Source organism: Martinezella sp. CNPSo 3964, assembly GCF_057784375.1.
On sequence record NZ_JBXSOW010000007.1, the window covers coordinates 21245 to 38455 of the forward strand.

14 protein-coding genes are annotated in these 17211 nt (G+C 61.6%); 4 read left to right on the plus strand and 10 right to left on the minus strand.

What is annotated here, in order from left to right:
* Positions 1–2 precede the first annotated feature (2 nt).
* The 9 genes from cheD to AC13Q5_RS21200 all read right to left on the minus strand — a co-directional run bounded on the left by cheD (position 3) and on the right by AC13Q5_RS21200 (position 8050).
* Positions 3–557, minus strand: a complete 555-nt coding sequence (cheD, locus tag AC13Q5_RS21160; protein ID WP_075855217.1) for a chemoreceptor glutamine deamidase CheD — start codon at positions 555–557, stop codon at positions 3–5.
* Positions 554–943: a response regulator gene (locus AC13Q5_RS21165; protein WP_004128537.1), complete on the minus strand. Its 390-nt coding sequence runs from the start codon at positions 941–943 to the stop codon at positions 554–556. The genes cheD and AC13Q5_RS21165 overlap by 4 nt, the downstream gene beginning before the upstream one ends.
* On the minus strand, positions 943–1986 hold the full coding sequence (gene cheB / locus AC13Q5_RS21170; protein ID WP_075855219.1) for a protein-glutamate O-methylesterase CheB: 1044 nt from the start codon (positions 1984–1986) through the stop codon (positions 943–945). Before cheB ends, AC13Q5_RS21165 begins: the two co-directional genes overlap by 1 nt.
* Complete coding sequence (gene cheR / locus AC13Q5_RS21175; RefSeq protein WP_075855221.1) at positions 1983–2891, minus strand: protein-glutamate O-methyltransferase CheR; 909 nt, start codon at positions 2889–2891, stop codon at positions 1983–1985. Before cheR ends, cheB begins: the two co-directional genes overlap by 4 nt.
* On the minus strand, positions 2888–3355 hold the full coding sequence (locus AC13Q5_RS21180) for a chemotaxis protein CheW (RefSeq protein ID WP_075855222.1): 468 nt from the start codon (positions 3353–3355) through the stop codon (positions 2888–2890). Before AC13Q5_RS21180 ends, cheR begins: the two co-directional genes overlap by 4 nt.
* A 4-nt stretch (positions 3356–3359) precedes the next feature.
* Positions 3360–5648: a chemotaxis protein CheA gene (locus tag AC13Q5_RS21185; protein WP_488503042.1), complete on the minus strand. Its 2289-nt coding sequence runs from the start codon at positions 5646–5648 to the stop codon at positions 3360–3362.
* 16 nt (positions 5649–5664) lie between these two features.
* Positions 5665–6030, minus strand: coding sequence for a chemotaxis response regulator CheY1 (cheY1, locus tag AC13Q5_RS21190; protein WP_004128526.1), 366 nt, complete (start codon positions 6028–6030; stop codon positions 5665–5667).
* On the minus strand, positions 6027–6323 hold the full coding sequence (locus AC13Q5_RS21195; RefSeq protein ID WP_075855226.1) for an STAS domain-containing protein: 297 nt from the start codon (positions 6321–6323) through the stop codon (positions 6027–6029). Before AC13Q5_RS21195 ends, cheY1 begins: the two co-directional genes overlap by 4 nt.
* A 62-nt stretch (positions 6324–6385) precedes the next feature.
* The gene (locus AC13Q5_RS21200; protein ID WP_488503043.1) at positions 6386–8050 is read right to left on the minus strand and encodes a methyl-accepting chemotaxis protein; all 1665 of its coding nucleotides are present in this window, start codon (positions 8048–8050) and stop codon (positions 6386–6388) included.
* Positions 8051–8744: 694 nt separating this feature from the next.
* Between AC13Q5_RS21200 and AC13Q5_RS21205 the strand changes: the two genes are divergently transcribed.
* The 3 genes from AC13Q5_RS21205 (at position 8745) to secD (ending at position 13537) form a co-directional block, all read left to right on the plus strand.
* A complete protein-coding gene (locus AC13Q5_RS21205; RefSeq protein ID WP_488503044.1) occupies positions 8745–10271 on the plus strand; it encodes an ArnT family glycosyltransferase in 1527 nt (508 codons plus the stop codon).
* Positions 10272–10468: 197 nt separating this feature from the next.
* Positions 10469–10888: a hypothetical protein gene (locus AC13Q5_RS21210; RefSeq protein ID WP_488503045.1), complete on the plus strand. Its 420-nt coding sequence runs from the start codon at positions 10469–10471 to the stop codon at positions 10886–10888.
* A gap of 93 nt (positions 10889–10981) precedes the next feature.
* Positions 10982–13537, plus strand: a complete 2556-nt coding sequence (gene secD / locus AC13Q5_RS21215; protein ID WP_075855231.1) for a protein translocase subunit SecD — start codon at positions 10982–10984, stop codon at positions 13535–13537.
* Between the two features lie 223 nt (positions 13538–13760).
* On the opposite strand, the gene AC13Q5_RS21220 is transcribed toward secD, so the two are convergent.
* Entirely contained in the window at positions 13761–14636 is an 876-nt protein-coding gene (locus AC13Q5_RS21220) for an SMP-30/gluconolactonase/LRE family protein (protein ID WP_488503046.1), read from the minus strand.
* Between the two features lie 276 nt (positions 14637–14912).
* Here AC13Q5_RS21220 and AC13Q5_RS21225 point away from each other — a divergent pair, with 276 nt between their 5' ends.
* Positions 14913–16982, plus strand: a complete 2070-nt coding sequence (locus AC13Q5_RS21225) for an ATP-dependent helicase (RefSeq protein ID WP_488503047.1) — start codon at positions 14913–14915, stop codon at positions 16980–16982.
* Positions 16983–17211: the final 229 nt, after the last annotated feature.

Sequence of the window (17211 nt, forward strand, 5' to 3'; positions counted from 1 at the left end):
GATCAGAAAAATTCGATCGTGTTGTCTACCGGCTTGGGGGCAACAACCGGACGCTGTTCCAGCGCCACGGTCTTCTGCGTCTCAGCGCCGGTCAGCGGGTATTGCCTGGCCCTTCCGGAGATCGGCCAATATTCGATCTTGCGCCCATGCTCACCGCCCGTGCTGGAGCTGACGACTGGGATGCCTTCGTCTTTTAGAAATTGCATGGCGAAGATCGCGTTCTGCTCGCCGACATTGGAGAAGGTCGCAATCGTCTTGGCGCCGCCGAAGACTTTCGCCTCCAGCCGGTCGCGCCTTGCGCCCTTCTTCAGGAGACCGTTGATCAGAAGTTCCATCAGGTGCACGCCGTAACGCGTCGCATCGCCACCGCTCATCGGCGAGTTCGCCATTCCCGGGAGGAGAAAATGGTTCATCCCGCCAACGCCGGCAATGGGATCGCGCAGGCAAGCCGCCACGCAAGAGCCGAGAATGGTCGTCAGCACCACGTCGGGATCGCTGATGACCTTGTACTCGCCCTGAATAATATGCACGCGACGGGCAGCACCCTCGACGATCATTTTAGAGCTCCGAAGACGGCCTCGATGGCAGCTTTCATCTTTTCGATGGTGAAGGGCTTGGCGAGCACGTTGTTGGCTCCGAGCTGCGCCGCCTTCTGGACCAGCGCGCGGTCACCCTGCGCCGTCAGGATGATGAAGGCCGCCTTCTTCGTGGTCGGATTTGTCCGGACGGCCTGCAGGAGACCAAGCCCGTCCATTTTCGGCATGTTGAAATCCGAAATGACCAGATGATGGGGCTGCTGCTCCATGATCTTCATCCCCTGCTCGCCGTCGCCGGCAGCCGTGATCTGCTTGAAGCCGAGCTGCGTCAGAGCATCACTCAACAGAAGGCGACTGGTGACCTGATCGTCGACGATCAGAACTTTGATTTTCTCCGCTAGAGACATTATTCGCTCCCTTCCTTTCGGGCGGCTGTGATTTTCAAAATTTCCTCGCCAATGGCGTTCAGCGGAAACTGTTGTTCGACGGCGCCGAGCTCGTGGGCGACCCTCGGCATGCCGTAGACCACACAGGTCTTTTCGTTCTGGCCGATGGTACGCGCCCCGGCGTGGCGCATCTTGAGGAGACCGGCGGCGCCGTCGCGCCCCATACCGGTCAGGATTACGCCGACGGCATTGCGGCCTGCCAGTTCGGCAACCGAATCAAAGAGCACGTCGACGGAAGGGCGATGGCCGTTCACCGGCCCGCCGTCCACCAGACGGCAATGGGGCGCGGAGGCATTGGCGACCCTAAGGTGCCTTTCGCCGCCCGGCGCCAGATAGATCTTGCCGATTTCCAGCCGCGCGCCATCGGTCGCCTCCTGGACGACCGGCGCGCAGAGGCGGTTCAGCCGCTCGGCAAAGCTGCGCGTAAAGGTCGGCGGCATGTGCTGTGTGATGACGGTCGGCGGACAATTGGCCGGAAACTTCTGGAGCACGTTGATCAATGCCTCGACGCCGCCGGTAGACGAGCCGATGGCGACGATCTTGCGACCAACACGGAAGTCAGCGACAGCCGGCGGCGGCACGCGCTGGGCGGCGGGCTTCACATATTGCCGCTGCGAGCGGGCTGCGGCCTTCACTTTGTCCGCCAAGTCGCCGAAGGGATGCGGCTCGCCCGGCGAAGGCTTTCCGACGCAGTCGAACGCTCCGATCTCAAGTGCGGCAAGCGTCGCGTCAGCGCCGCGATGCGTCATCGTGGAGACCATGATGACGGGCATGGGCCTGAGCGTCATGATCTTTTCCAGGAATTCGAGGCCGTTCATGTTCGGCATCTCGATATCGAGGGTGACGACATCGGGATTGAGCGCCTTGATCGCGGCGCGCGCTTCCATAGCGTCACCCGCCTGACCAATGACATCGACCTCGGGATCGGCACGCAAGACGGCGGTGATCAAGCCGCGCATGGTCGGAGAGTCGTCGACGACGAGAACGCGGGCAGCGGTGCTCATGGTTTTCTCCCCGCATTCTTGCCGAGATAGCGATAGGTGGTGATACCGATATTGTCGAAGACGTGCTTTGCCTCACCGGCGACCCGCTCGGAGTGGCCGATATAGAGGTGGCCGTGATCGTGGAGCTGGCCGGCAAAGCGCGTCCAGATCTTGGTCTGTGTCGGCTCGTCGAAATAGATGACGACGTTGCGGCAGAAGATGACGTCGAACAAGCCCTTGAAGGGCCATTGCCCGAGCAGGTTCAGCTCGTTGAAGGTGATGAGACGCTTGACGCGATCGTCGATCTGGAATTTGCGGCGGCCCTGGACATTGACGTCCTGGAACCATTGCTTGCGCATGGCGGGCGAGATGGTTTCAAGCGAGTTCTCGTCATAGGCGCCGGCGCGGGCGAGCCCCAGGATCTTGGGATCGATGTCGGTCGCCAGGATCTTGAAGTCGAGATCGGCGACATTCGGCATTAAGGACAGCACGGTCAGCGCGATTGAATAGGGCTCCTGCCCGTCGGAACAGGCGGCCGACCAGATGCGAACCCGGCCGCCGGCCTTGGCGCGCGCCAGAAGACCCGGCAGAACCTCGTCGCGCAGATGATCGAAATGGTGGTTTTCGCGGAAGAAGCGCGTGAAATTCGTCGTCAGATGCGACAGCATCTCGCGCCGCGCAGCACTTCCCGCTGGCGAGGAAACCAGCGCGCAGTAATCACGAAAGCCGGAAAGGCCCAGCGCGCGGATGTGCTTCGACAGCCTGGAATAGACCAGCGACGCCTTGCTTTCGTTCAACGAAATACCCGCATCCGCATAGATCATGGCGGCGATTTCCGAGAGGTCGCGCCGCGTCAGCGGATATTCGCCGCTCGCCAACACCTCGTCAGGAGAGGCCTTGAAATCTATCGCTCCCATCCCGCTCATGCAGCCTCGCTTTCGCTTTCAGGGAACAGGGCTTCCAGCTCGATCAGGCAAATCATGCGGCGATCGATCGACACGATGCCGCGAGCAAACTGCCGCTCGTGATCGGAGGAGACTTCCGGCGTCGGCTGGATGCTGTCATCCGTGATCGTCAGAATGTCCGAAACCGCATCGACCAGGAGACCGACCACCTTGCGGTTGATCTGCGCAACGATGATCACGTGCCGCGCCGTCGGTTCCGCCCGCTTCATGCCGAGCCGGGCCGAGAGATCGATGATCGGCAGCACCGCGCCACGCAGATTGATGACGCCCAGCATGTAGCCCGGCGCATGCGGCATGGCCGTTGCCGGGGTCCACCCACGGATTTCGCGAACCGACATGATGTCGACGCAGAATTCCTGATCGCCGATGCGGAAGGCGATCAGCTCGCGATTGCCCTGGCTCAGGTTCTTGACGGCATAAGACATCAACTCACCCCGCCGCCGCGTAAGACATTTCGGGTTTCAGCGACTGGCCGCGCGAAGCGCCGACCACCGCGTCGACATCGAGGATCAGCGCCACGCGGCCATCGCCGAGGATGGTTGCAGCGGCAATGCCCGGCACGTGCGTATAATTGGCCTCGAGGCTCTTGATGACGACCTGGCGCTGACCCTGGATGGCGTCGACCATGAGGGCGCGCTGACCGCCGCCTTCCGATTCCACCAGCAGCGCGACGCCTTCGACCGGGTTGGCCTGCGTGGCGCGGAAGTTCAGGATGCGGCCGACATCGACCAGCGGGCAGAAGCTGTTGCGGATCGAAATCAGGCGATGGTTAGCGCCGAAAGAGTGGATGGCGGAAGCCTCGGGCTGCAGTGTCTCGACGATCGCCGTCAGCGGCACAACCAGCGTCTGGCCGGCAACGGTGACCACCATGCCGTCGAGGACGGCGAGCGTCAGCGGCAGGCTCATGGTGAAGACCGAGCCCTGCCCCGGACGAGAGCTGATGTTGATCCGTCCGCCGAGCGCCTGGATCGAGCGCTTGACTACGTCCATGCCGACGCCGCGACCGGAAATGTCCGAAATCTTGTCGGCGGTCGAGAAGCCCGGCAGGAAGATCAGGTTGTCGACTTCCTCGTCCGACAGATTGGCATCGGCCGGGATCAAATCGTTGTCGATCGCTTTCTGGCGCACCTTTTCGCGGTTGATGCCGGCGCCGTCGTCGGCAAGCTCGATCAGGATGCGGCCGGAGCGATGCTTTGCCGTCAGGCGAACCGTGCCTTCCGGGTTCTTACCCAGCGTCGCGCGCTTTTCCGGGGTTTCGATGCCGTGGTCGACGGCATTGCGGATCATATGCGTCAGCGGTTCGGCAAGCTTGTCGATGACGGTCTTGTCGACTTCGGTATTCTCGCCCTCGGTGATCAGGCGGATCGACTTGCCGGTCATGTCGGCAATTTCGCGGACGATACGCGACATGCGCTGGAAGACCGGCTTCACCGGCTGGGCGCGGATCGCCATGACGCTGTCCTGGATCTCGCGGGTGAGCTGCTGCAGCTCTTCAAGACCCATGTTGATGGAGGACGCGCCGTTATTGTCGTTCTCGATGACGCTCTGCGAGAGCATCGCCTGGTTGATGACGAGCTCGCCGACGAGGTTGATCAGGCGATCGACGCGGTCGAGGTCGACACGGATGGTCTGGCCGGCGGCGGCAGCGGCAGCGCTGTTCTGTGCAGCGGCGGCATTGGAAGCGGCAGCGGCGGCAAGGGCTGCTTCCTTCTTCTCGACGCGTGCGGCAGCAGAGGCGAGCTGCGTGACGTTGCTTGCGGTTTCCGCAGCAGCCACGGCGGCAGCGACATCGTTTTTCAGCGCCGGCGTCTCCTCCAGGGTTTCGGCAGCCGGGGCGGCGCCGTCATCGTCGAGGATCGAGAGATCGAAGGGCACGGGCACCATCGGCAATTCCTCGCCGCTTGAAGATCCAGTGCTTCCGGCCAGCTGGACATCGAGATCGCAATCCCATTCGGCGAATTCGAAGACGGTGCGAATGGCGTCCTCGCCCTTGTCCGTCTTGATCGAAATTGCCCATTTGAAATAGGCGCTTTCGGGATCGATGTCGGGAAGAGCCGGCAGTGCGTCCATGTCGCAGAAGATGCTCATCTCGCCCAGCCGCGAAAGGTCTCGCAGCAGCAGCGTCGCGTCGTTGCCCTTGGCATAGAGATCGGAGCGCGGCTTGAAGTTGACTTCATACTCCGGAACGCCGGCACCGGCCGGCTCGTCGGAGCCGAAATCGTCGTCGAAGCTGAAGGGGATCGGCTGGAAACCGCTGTCGTCCGTTGGTGCAGGCGCGGCCGCGACGGGCTTCGGAGCAGCCTCGGCGACCACTGCAGCCGACGGCGCGGGAACCTCGCCGTTCGCCAGCGCTTCCAGTTCCTTGACCAGGCCGCGGCTGCGGGCCTGATCGACACTGCCGCCATCGCGAGCAGCATTGGTGAGATCCGCCAGAACGTCGGCGGCCTTGAGCATGACCTTCAGGACATCCTGGGTCGGCTCCAGCTTGTTGGATCGAACGCAATCAAGCGTGGTCTCGAAGACGTGGGCGAATGCGACCAGGTCGTCCAGACCGAAGGCACCTGCCCCACCCTTGATGGAATGAACGGCGCGGAACACGGCATTGACGGTTTCCGGGTCACGGTCTCCGTCATTCATTTTCAGGAGACCGGATTCCAGTTCGGCGAGCTGCTCTTCGCACTCCTGGAAGAAAATCTCTTTGATTTCGTTCATATCCATGAGGGGTGGATCCTGTTTAGGCGGTTACGCGCTCGATGGCATCGATCAGCTTGGCGGGATCGAACGGCTTGACGATCCAGCCGGTCGCACCGGCCTGGCGGGCACGGTTCTTCTTTTCCGCATCGCTTTCCGTCGTCAGAACGAGGATCGGGACGGCGCGGTATCTGTCGTTGCGGCGAACGCCCTCGATGAAGCCGAAGCCGTCAAGACGCGGCATGTTGATATCCGTGACGATGACGTCCGGATTGGCTTCTTCCAGGATCTCCAGGCCCTCGACACCGTCTTCGGCCTGAATGGTCTCGAAACCCGCATTGTTGAGAGTGACGAGAAGCATGTTTCGAATGGTCCGTGAATCATCCACGGTCAGCACTTTTTTCTTCATTGCCGGATCTCCTTGGCAAGCAGATGGGAGATATCCACCCCGATCACCTGCATCGTTTTTTGAAATGCATCCGACACCTTGGAGAAGGTGAAGGAGAGCTTGTCTTCATCCCAGGTCTTGGCGGCGGCCATGATGACCTGAACGCACAAGGTCCCGATCCTTTCGACGCCGGACGCATCAATCGCGACATTGCTGCCGCGCAATCCCATCAACGTGCCGCGAAGGGCCGAAGCCTCGTTGAGGTCCAGCACCGTGGCCAGACTGACTGTCTTTTCGCCTTTCCTGCTCCGCATCGCTTCATTCCTTGTTGTCTGAAATCGGACCGGTCGGCCCGCATATGCATGAAACTGAAAGATCAATAGGCATTGCGCTCGCCTCCCGACGCGGTCCTGCGAAGCGGAAAGCCGAAATCGGCCATGTCTTCTTCATCCCGTGTGAGGTTGAATTCATCACGATCCGAAAGCTGTCGTTGCGGCGCGGCCTTGACCGAGGCTGCGTGACGCCGTTCGCGCTCGATGCGGAACTCGCGGATGGTCCGGCCAAGTTCGACGACGACGGTCTGCAGGTGATCGGCACCTTCTTCGGAGCGGTTGGCCTCGCTCCCGGCGGCAGCCGCACGCTCGCTGTAGCCGCCGATATCTGATGTCAGTGTCTTGAGGCCTGCGACCTGCTCATCGCTCGCCGCCGCAATTCCGGAAATGGCGTCGTTGATATCCGTCACCTGGCGCACGATGCTGCCGATCGCATCCTGGGTGCGGCCGACCATCTGGACGCCGGCGTCGACCTGCGCCTTGGTGCCTGTCACCAGCACCTTGATCTCACGCGCCGCATCGGCGGACCGTTGCGCAAGCGCGCGAACCTCCTGCGCGACGACGGCAAAACCGCGGCCGCTGTCGCCGGCGCGGGCCGCCTCAATACCGGCATTCAGCGCGAGAAGGTTGGTCTGGAATGCAATCTCATCGATGACGCCGATGATCTGGCCGATCTTTTCGGCCGATGTCTCGATATCGGCCATGGCTGAAATCGCCTGGCCAACGATCCTGCCGCTGTCTTCCGCCGCCACGCGGGTCGATGCCGTCACACGCTCGGCGGAGCGGGTATTGGCTGCATTGCCGCGTACCTGTTCGGCAAGCTCTGCGAGCTGCTTTGCAGAGGCCGCAAGCCCTCGCGACTGTTCGGACGAATTCTCCGCAAGGGATTTCGAGGCGCGCGCGATGGCATCGGCCGTCGACTGAGCCGCCAGCACGCCGCCGGAGAGAGCCGAAAACTGCTGCTGGATATCGGCAAGCGCCACATTCAAGGCTTCCGCGACCTCGACGTAAGCCTCGGGACAATCGGTCGTCATCCGGGTCGTCAGATCGCGATCGGCAAGACCATTGGCGAGATCGGCGATGAAGGATGCCGCTTCGGCGCGATCGGCAATCCGCTGCTCGGAGAGCGCACGCTGATGGCCGACCCGCAATTCGTTGAAGCGCAGCGATACGGCAATCTCGACATCGACCATGACGAGGCGCACGACCGCAGTCACGAGTTCGCTGAGTTCGCGGGCGCGACGCCTGGCTCCCGGCAGAATGGCGCGGCCGCCCATCTCATCGAGAAGGCCGGAAAGAAGATGCTCCAGCATGACGCCATGGCCCGCGACATGCCAGCGCGGATCGAGGCCCATCTTGCTCTCGCTATCGGAGAGTACCTTGACGCGCTCGGCATAGAGACTGTCGAAGCGCGCATCCGTCAGCACGCCCCAGTGCGAGGACTGCAGATCCTGGAGCCGTTCGAATTGGCTTTCGCTCGAAAAATTTCGGGAAGCGTCCGGAAAGGTCTGGAGGCGGTGGAAAAGATCGCGAAGGCCGGCTTTGAGATGCGTCTCGAGCATCGGCCGGTTGCGGCGCAGGGTTTCGCATTGCCCGGCGTCGAGACCAGCAAAACGCAAGCGATCGCGAAGGCTGCCAGCCTGCGCCCTGCCTGCCTGATCTGACGGCGTATCCTGCGCCAAAGTCGCCCCTGCCGAACTGCCGGGCATCCAAGCGCCGGCGAAACCGCGGATGATCCACGCCAGGCGCAATGAGGAGGCGAGAAAAGGCAGCCGTCGCCGTCGATCAGCTGATCGAGGCACCGAAGCTCGCTCGTTCATCAAAGTCTGTTGCGGACCTGTTTGATGAAATGGATACCGGATCGGACCCGGTACGACGGGGCGGCTTCATGCCTGGTGAGAACGAGTCACAATTTTCCCATTCCGACGTTCAGGCTCAATATTTATGGTTAATTCCTTGCCCGAAGGTTAATGACGGAAGAAGGCGCACTCAACAGCATTTCGCCCTAAATTAGGTATTACTTTCAGATATGCTTTTTCGACCGGTAAAGACGCTGATCGCAAGTCACAAGCAAGCTTCATCCCTTACTACCCAAGGGATAGACAGTTTCGATGTCGCTACGGAGAGAGCAATGATTGTTCTTGGTTTGACCGCCTCGCTGATGGCCAGCCTGACGCTTGTGGCCTTCATGCTTCTGTCCCGCCTCGAAGAGGCGCGCGGCAAAGCTACCCCTCGCATCCTCTAGGCAAAACGGTAACGGACGTCTCAGATCCAAAATCGGACATATGGCACTTCGTGGCCATGACGGCGAGCGCTGCTATTCTTGCAGATGGCGGGGAGCTAGCTTTGGCCTCAATAGTTCCGTATTAAGCCTCACGATCAGGCACCGAGACCCATCCTTTAATGCTCGACACGACCCATTCCCGAACAAACGCCCAGAAACTTTCGCTGGGGCTCGCCCTTGCGATCATCTTCGGAGTAACGCTCTGGCGCGTCCTCATGTTGCTTCTCAACAGGACGGATCTCTTCGTCGACGAGGCGCAATATTGGTTCTGGGGCCAGAATCTGGATTTCGGCTATTATTCCAAGCCGCCGATGATTGCCTGGGTCATCCGCTTCTTCAATGCGATCTCCGATTCGGACTCGACCTTCTGGATCCGCATATCGGCGCCGCTCTTCCATCTTGCCACCGCTCTGATGCTGATGTCCACGACGCGGCGATTGATTGACGACGAGACCGGACGCGAAATCGCGCCATGGGTCGGCGTCATCTTCATCACCCTGCCGGCCGCCTCGCTCTCGGCCGTGCTGGTATCGACCGATACGATCCAGATCCTGTTCGTGACGATCGCCATCTGGGCCTTTATAGGCCTGACCAAGCGCTCCTCGGTGCTGGAAGCTTTCATCCTCGGCGCCAGCCTCGGCATCGCTTTCCTGACGAAATATTCGGTGCTCTTCCTTCTGCCGGGTGTGGGCATTGCCATGTTGACGATGCGTTCGGCGCGCATCGCCTGGCGGGATGTCGCCATTGCCGCCATTGTCGGCGCCATCGTCGTTTCCCCCAATCTCTGGTGGAACCTCACCCACGATGCGACAACCATAAAGCACACCGAAAATATTGCCCAATGGAGCAAGAGCGGCGGCGGCAATAGTCTGCTGAAGCACATACTCAACGGGCTCAGCTTCTTCGGCGCGCAGTTCGGCGTTGTCGGTCCGGTGGTCTTCTATGCGCTTTTGTGGGCGACGTGGCGGCTCATCCGTGGGCAGAGCGACGACCGGGAAAAACTGCTGTTCTGGCTGTCCGTACCGGTCGTGGCGCTGATCACGCTGCAGGCCTTCCTCGCCAAGGCCTATGCCAACTGGGCAGTCTCGGCCTATGCCGCCGGCACCATTCTCGCCGTCTGGCTGCTCTATCGCCTGACGAAAAAGGGGCTGAGCACCTCGCTGATCATCGGCGCCGTCGTCGCCTTCGTGATCCCGGTGCTGACGGTCTTTGCCTATGACATCAAGCTGCCGAACGGCGACCTCGTCATGAAGCGCTATGTCGGCCGCAGCGTCATCAGCGAGGAAATCGCCAATATCGCCACGGAGGCGAAACTGGCTGACATCGTCGCCCAGGACCGAGATATCCTCGCCGATCTCTATTACACGCTGAAGGGCAAGCCGTTCCGCATCTATGCCCGCCATTTCGGCGGCTTCCCGGCAAACTATTACGAGCAGGATTTCTCACTGCCAGCCAGTGTGACCGACCCGGTCTTGTTCGTCGACAACGATCCGATCGAGTGCCCGGAAGGCCAGGCTGAGCTCATCAAGAGCTGGTCGCCTCCCTATGGCGAGATGAAAGGCAAGACGCTTTACGCCTATCGCGTTCCGGCATCCTGTCTGGCGCCCAAGTCGTCAGCCGCCGGAACGGGAGCTACGGAAAATTAAGAAATCGGGCCGGGACTGTTGACCGGCTCGTACAACTACATCATGACAGGTCGCCGTAGCGCTTTTAATCTGCTGCATAATTCCTTAAATCGACATCGATCTAAGGAATTATGCAGTGGGAAGACGCAAGGCCTGCTGATATCATAACCGAACCATCGGCGTTCGCGCCGGCAGAGGAATAAAGGCATTTTCGACCGTTGAACCCGTTCGAATTCGGCGCTGCCGACAGCGAAGATAAAGACAACAAGACGCACCGCGCCGGAGCGCGCGTGATCGCCTCGCTGTTCGTCGCGTTCTTCGCCTATATCGGACTGGCGCTCGGCGGCGGCATCAATGTTGCCACGCGTGCCGATGCGGACGCACTCGCCTCGGGCAAGGACAGCCAGCCGCTCTATCTTTCGCTGCGCGATCCGGTGCGCGGCATCGTCGTCGTTGATCGTCTGGCGACACCCAAGGCCACGTGGCACGACATGGGGCCTGCAACGCTTGCCGCCCTTCCCTCTCTCGGATATCCGGCAACGCCCTGGCAGCCGAGTCACCCAGACAATGCAGCGCGGCTCGAATCTCTCGCTTTCCGCGCCTATCTCGCACGCGCGCCTCCAGGCGTGCTCGCCTAAGCGGTTGGCGCAGACGCGCCGCATTTCCGACCAGACCTCAAGTCCGCCTGCGGCCAGACCGTCGGCACAAGCCTATTTTCAAGGATAATACCCATGCGTACCTCACCATGGCTCGTGACACTCTATACAGTGATCATCGTCATCGGCTTTCTGATCGCTCTGCCGAATGCGCTGTCGCCGTCGGTTCTGAGCAAAATCCCGTCCTGGCTGCCGCATAGCCAGGTGTCTCTCGGCCTCGACCTTCGCGGCGGCTCCTATCTCGTCCTCGAAGTCGACGAGAAGGACCTGACGAACGGCCGGCTGCAATCGCTGCAGCAGGACGCACGTCGCGTGCTGCGCGACAAGAACATTCAGACCCGCTCGGTCGTCCGCAACGGCGACCAGATCGTCGTGACGCTCAACGATGCCTCGCAGAGCGGTGACGCGGTGACGCAGCTGCAGACGCTGGCCAACACGATCACGTCGGGTCTCTCGGCCGGCCAGTCCGATCTCACCATCAAGCCGAATGGCGCAACGATCGCCATGTCCTTCTCGCAGGCAGGCATTTCGGCCAACGTCGATTCCGCCGTCCAGCAGAGCCTTGAAGTCATCCGCAAGCGCGTCGACCAGGTGGGCGTCGCCGAGCCGACCATCCAGCGCGTCGGACCGAACCGCGTTCTCGTCCAGCTTCCGGGTGCACAGGACCCGTCGCACCTGCGCGAACTTCTCGGCTCGACCGCGAAGATGTCCTTCCACCTGCTCGCTGACAACGTCGATCCGAACAATCCCGGCCCCGGCGTCACCATCCTCAAGGACGAGCAGGGCAACAGCTATCCAGTTCTCGACCGCATCGAACTGTCCGGCGACCGTCTGACGGACGCTCGCGTCAGCTTCGATCCGAATACGCATGAGCCGCTCGTCACCTTCCGCTTCGACAGCGCGGGTGCCAACCGCTTTGCTGAAATCACCCGCGAAAACGTCGGCAAGCCCTTTGCCATCGTCCTCGACAACAAGGTTCTGAGCGCGCCGAACATCCGCGAGCCGATCACCGGCGGTTCGGGCCAGATCTCCGGCAACTTCACCGCCGACAGCGCCACCACGCTTGCAGCGCTGCTGCGCGCCGGCGCTCTGCCGGCCAAGCTCACCGTCATCGAAGAGCGCACCGTCGGCGCCGACCTCGGCAGCGACGCGATCCAGAAGGGTATCTACAGCGGCCTGATCGGCTTCGTCCTGGTTGCCGCCTTCATCTTCGTACTCTACGGCGCCTGGGGTATCCTCGCGAATGTCGCACTGCTCATCCACACGGTCCTGACCTTCTCGGCCCTGACGCTGGTCGGCGCCACGCTGACGCTGCCCGGCATCGCCGGTGTCGTCCTCGGTATCGGCCTTGCGGTTGATGCCAACGTTCTCATCAACGAGCGCATCCGCGAAGAAACCCGCAAGGGCCGCGGCGCCTTCGCCGCCATCGATAACGGCTTCAAGAAGGCTTATTCGACGATTATCGACGGCAACATGACGGCCCTGATCGCCGCCGCCATCCTGTTCTACTTCGGCTCCGGCCCGGTTCGCGGCTTTGCCGTGACTATGGGTCTCGGCCTCATTATCTCGATGTTCACCTCCGTCGCCTTCGTGCGCGTCGTGATGATCGCCATCACCCGCCGCCGCAAGCTGAAGGTGATCAACATCAGGCCGCTGATTCCCTTCAGCCCCTATGACAAGCACATCCAGTTCATGAAGGCCCGCTTCTTTGGCATCACCGTCTCGGCGATCCTGTCGATTGCCTCGGTGGTCCTGTTCATCCATCCGGGCCTCAACTACGGCGTCGATTTCCGCGGCGGCATCCAGATGTCGGTCAAGACCAAGGATGCGGCCGACCTAGCGACGTTCCGCGAGGGCCTGAACACGCTCGGCCTCGGCGAAATCGCACTGCAGTCCTTCGGCGACAACAACAGCCTCCTTGTCCGCGCGCAGCGCCAGGACGGCGGCGAAGAGGCGCAGACGGCCGCCGTGACGAAGCTCAAGGCAGAGATCGTCAAGATCGACCCAAGCGCAACCATCGAGGGCACCGATGTCATCGGTCCGAAGGTCTCGGGTGAGCTTGCCTGGGCCGGCATCCTGTCGGTCGTGATCGCCAGCCTGGCGATGCTCGTCTACATCTGGGTGCGGTTCGAATGGCCGTTCGCGGTCGGCGCCATCGTCACTCTGGTACTCGACGTCACCAAGGCGATCGGCTTCTTTGCGATCACCGGCCTGGATTTCAACCTGACGGCTATCGCCGCGATCCTGACGCTTGTGGGATATTCGGTGAACGACAAGGTCGTGGTCTATGACCGCATGCGTGAAAACATGCGGCTCTACAAGTCGATGCCCCTGCGAGAGATCATCGACAAGTCGATCAACGAGACCCTGGCGCGAAGCCTCTACACCAACGCCACCGCCTTCCTGGCGCTGGTGCCGATGGCGATCTGGGGCGGCAGCGCCGTCTCCAGCTTCGCGATCCCGATGGTGTTCGGCATCCTCGTCGCTGGCGCCTCGTCGGTCTTTATCGCCGCGCCGATCCTGCTGTTCCTCGGCGACTGGCGTCGCCGCCATGCCAAGCCGGCCGCCAACGATGCGAAGTCGGCGGACGACAAGTCCAGCAAGGACAAGCAGATTCCTGCAGCCGAATAAGCGGTAAACATTCGAAAAAGACATGCCCGGAGGCCGGGCATGTCCGCCAGCCGAACAAAGCATATAGCGGTTTTGCGAGATAGGCGCCGAGACGCGGATTCGTCGGGTCGCAAAGCGACTCAAAGCGCGTCGCGATCTTTCAGATTCGCTTTTCGCGCTTTAGGTCTTTGATTTTGCGCATGTCGTCATCGCAAAACCGCTGCACACTTTTGCGCGACATGCTTTAGGATATGGTCGGCATATGCAACGGCAGGCCTGGGCGCGGCGCCGTTATCTTTTCCACAACACCCTTTTCCTGCTCGGCAACGAGCAAGTGCTTTCCATCGGCGGTAAAGGCGATGTTTCCTGGCCGTGCGCCATCGGTGCGGATATGGCCGGCCATCTTGCCCTCGGTGTCGATCAGGCAGATTTCACCGAGGCCATACATGGCGCAATAGAGCATGCCGCTGCGGTCAAAGGCCAAACCGGATGGTCCGCGCAGCGCGTTTATGGCTGGCGATGTCATCGAGCGCGCAAACATTTCCTGCCGCCCGCCGACGATCTGCCGATAGATTTTTCCCGTCAGCGTCTCACTGTAGTAGAGCAATCCACCGGCATCGAATGCGATGCCGCCAGCAAGGAGCAGACCGGCGGCCAGGACACGAATGACCCGGCCCTCTGCCGGATCGATCTGATAGACACAGCCATTATAGGCAGCCTTGAAGAAATCGGGATGGATATCGCCGCCTTCCAGCAGATCCGCCAGGCGGAAACCGGAATCGGTCATGTAGAGCAGGCCATCCGGCCCGAAGGCGAGAGCGTTCGGATGGAGAAACGGACCGTCCGCACTGCCCTCTATTACTTGCAAGACCCGCCCCTGCGGCGAAAGCCTCACGAGAGAATCTTCCGGTCCGCCGGCTATCCAGAAACATCCGTCGCCATCGGCGGCGATACCACTCGGAGTGCCGCCAAGCCGGCAAACTTCTCGGGACGCGCCGCCCGCATCATAGAGCTTCAGATAACGGCGACTGGCATCCATTTCGACGAGCGCAAGGCGCCCGTCTGGCAAAGCCACCAGTCCGCTAGGCAGACGCAGGCCAGTGGCAATCGTTTCGTTCATGTTCTGAAACCTTCACTCTACGCACTGCGAAACTCCAAAAACTCAAATTGCCGCGCCAAAACGATACATAAGCACGAAGAAAGTCCTTTTCGAGCCGCATCCGCCAAAATCAGAATAAGATTCTTGCAGAAAAGGTCACATCTGCGTGCAGGTCGCGCCAATCTTGACAGGCTTTACCGATTCGGAACATCCATAGAACGCCCATATGGTTTCGCAACTGCGATTCGCCGCGCATTATGCGCTCACATTCCCTGCCCGAGGCATCCAGGAGAGTTGATGACCGCCGCCTATCTGGAAAAGCTGAACCCGGAGCAACGGCTGGCGGTGGAGCATGGCACGACTGCGGGCGACAGTCATATCGCCGGTCCGCTGCTTGTCATTGCCGGAGCTGGGTCCGGCAAGACAAATACGCTCGCTCATCGCGTTGCGCATCTAATTGTTAGAGGCGCCGATCCGCGCCGCATCCTGCTGATGACCTTCTCCCGTCGCGCCGCCGCCGAGATGGGGCGCCGTGTCGAACGGATCTGCCGCGAGGTACTGGGAGCGAATGCCGGCATCACCGCCGATGCACTTGCCTGGAGCGGCACGTTCCACGGCATCGGCGCACGCCTGCTGCGGGATTACGCAGAACAGATCGGCATTGACCCGGCCTTCACGATCCACGACCGCGAAGACAGCGCCGACCTGATGAATCTGGCGCGCCACGACCTCGGCTTTTCCAAGACCGAGAACCGCTTCCCGACGAAGGCGACATGCCTTGCGATCTACTCGCGCTCCGTCAATGCCGAAGCGCCGCTCGACGGCGTGCTGCGCGACTTCTTTCCCTGGTGCGCCATGTGGGAGCAGCAGTTACGCGATCTTTTCGCTTCTTATGTCGAGGCGAAGCAGATGCAGAACGTGCTCGACTACGACGACCTGCTGCTCTACTGGGCGCATATGCTGCAGGAGCAGCTGATCGCCGAGGATATCGGCAGCCGCTTCGATCATGTGCTGGTCGACGAATATCAGGACACCAACCGGCTGCAGTCCTCCATCCTGCTTGCCCTGAAGCCGGATGGCCGAGGCTTGACCGTCGTCGGCGACGATGCGCAGTCGATCTATTCCTTCCGCGCGGCGACCGTGCGCAACATCCTCGACTTCCCCAAGGCCTTCACGCCCTCGGCCGATATCGTCACGCTCGACCGCAACTATCGCTCGACACAGCCGATCCTTGCCGCCGCCAATGCCGTGATCGATCTTGCCTCGGAGCGTTTCACCAAGAACCTGCGCACAGAGCGGCAGAGCACCGAGCGCCCACGGCTGGTGACAGTGCGCGACGAGGCCGATCAGGCGCGCTACATCGCCGATCAGGTGCTGGAAAATCGCGAGGGCGGCGCAAGGCTGAAACAGCAAGCCGTGCTCTTTCGCACCTCGAGCCATAGCGGCCCGCTGGAAGTGGAGCTCACCCGGCGCAACATTCCCTTCGTCAAGTTCGGCGGGCTGAAGTTTCTCGACAGCGCCCATGTCAAGGACATGCTGGCGGCGCTGCGCTTTGCCCAAAACCCGCGCGACCGCGTGGCGGGTTTTCGCCTGATGCAGCTTCTGCCCGGCGTCGGCCCCTCGACGGCGCAGCGCGTGCTTGACCAGATCGCCGAAGAGGCGAGCCCGATCACGGCGCTGACGGAACTGCCGCCGCCACCCCGCACCGGAGGCGACTGGACCGCCTTCGTCGAGACGATGCGGGAGGTCAAAAGCGGCAAGGCCGGCTGGCCGGCGGAAATCGGTCTGGTCCGCCAATGGTACGAGCCGCATCTGGAGCGTGCCCATGAGGATGCGGCGACGCGCCAGGCAGATCTCGTTCAGCTCGAACAGATTGCCGCCGGTTATGGCTCGCGCGAGCGCTTCCTCACCGAATTGACGCTCGATCCGCCTGACGCCACCAGCGATCAGGCCGGCGTGCCGCTGCTCGATGAGGACTACCTGATCCTCTCGACCATCCACTCCGCCAAGGGGCAGGAATGGACGAAAGTCTTCATCCTCAACGCCGTCGACGGCTGCATCCCCGCCGACCTTGCCGTCGGATCATCCGCAGAGATCGAGGAAGAGCGTCGACTGCTCTATGTCGCCATGACGCGGGCAAAGGACAATCTCGATCTCGTCACCCCGCAACGCTTCTTCGTGCACGGGCAGCATGCGCAGGGCGACAAACACGTCTTTGCCTCGCGAACCCGCTTCATTCCCGCGACACTGCTGCAGTTCTTCGAGGTTTGCGGCTGGCCGCAGGCGCGCGCCGAAAGCGCAGCCGCCATTCGGGCACGAGAGGTAAGGGTCGATGTCGGGGCGCGCATGCGCGGCATGTGGCGGTGAGTTCCAGCGATTGAGATCGGCAAGTCAGGCACGTCCGTCGACGCCGCCTCTTTGTGCCTGACCCCTCACCCTAGCCCTCTCCCCGTGAACGGGGAGAGGGGACGACCGCGCCAAACCGCAGCGTCCTCAACCATCGAGAGCTGTATGGGGCACAACTCCCCCCTCTCCCCGCATGCGGGGAGAGGGTCGGGGTGAGGGGCAAACCCACACCCGACCAATTCTCCAGCAA

What these genes read in the sequence shown, in the direction of transcription:
- cheD (WP_075855217.1), bottom strand. Translation starts at nt 557, where the DNA reads ATGATCGTCGAGGGTGCTGCCCGTCGCGTGCATATTATTCAGGGCGAG.
- AC13Q5_RS21165 (WP_004128537.1), bottom strand. Translation starts at nt 943, where the DNA reads ATGTCTCTAGCGGAGAAAATCAAAGTTCTGATCGTCGACGATCAGGTC.
- cheB (WP_075855219.1), bottom strand. Translation starts at nt 1,986, where the DNA reads ATGAGCACCGCTGCCCGCGTTCTCGTCGTCGACGACTCTCCGACCATG.
- cheR (WP_075855221.1), bottom strand. Translation starts at nt 2,891, where the DNA reads ATGAGCGGGATGGGAGCGATAGATTTCAAGGCCTCTCCTGACGAGGTG.
- AC13Q5_RS21180 (WP_075855222.1), bottom strand. Translation starts at nt 3,355, where the DNA reads ATGTCTTATGCCGTCAAGAACCTGAGCCAGGGCAATCGCGAGCTGATC.
- AC13Q5_RS21185 (WP_488503042.1), bottom strand. Translation starts at nt 5,648, where the DNA reads ATGGATATGAACGAAATCAAAGAGATTTTCTTCCAGGAGTGCGAAGAG.
- cheY1 (WP_004128526.1), bottom strand. Translation starts at nt 6,030, where the DNA reads ATGAAGAAAAAAGTGCTGACCGTGGATGATTCACGGACCATTCGAAAC.
- AC13Q5_RS21195 (WP_075855226.1), bottom strand. Translation starts at nt 6,323, where the DNA reads ATGCGGAGCAGGAAAGGCGAAAAGACAGTCAGTCTGGCCACGGTGCTG.
- AC13Q5_RS21200 (WP_488503043.1), bottom strand. Translation starts at nt 8,050, where the DNA reads ATGCCCGGCAGTTCGGCAGGGGCGACTTTGGCGCAGGATACGCCGTCA.
- AC13Q5_RS21205 (WP_488503044.1), top strand. Translation starts at nt 8,745, where the DNA reads ATGCTCGACACGACCCATTCCCGAACAAACGCCCAGAAACTTTCGCTG.
- secD (WP_075855231.1), top strand. Translation starts at nt 10,982, where the DNA reads ATGCGTACCTCACCATGGCTCGTGACACTCTATACAGTGATCATCGTC.
- AC13Q5_RS21220 (WP_488503046.1), bottom strand. Translation starts at nt 14,636, where the DNA reads ATGAACGAAACGATTGCCACTGGCCTGCGTCTGCCTAGCGGACTGGTG.
- AC13Q5_RS21225 (WP_488503047.1), top strand. Translation starts at nt 14,913, where the DNA reads ATGACCGCCGCCTATCTGGAAAAGCTGAACCCGGAGCAACGGCTGGCG.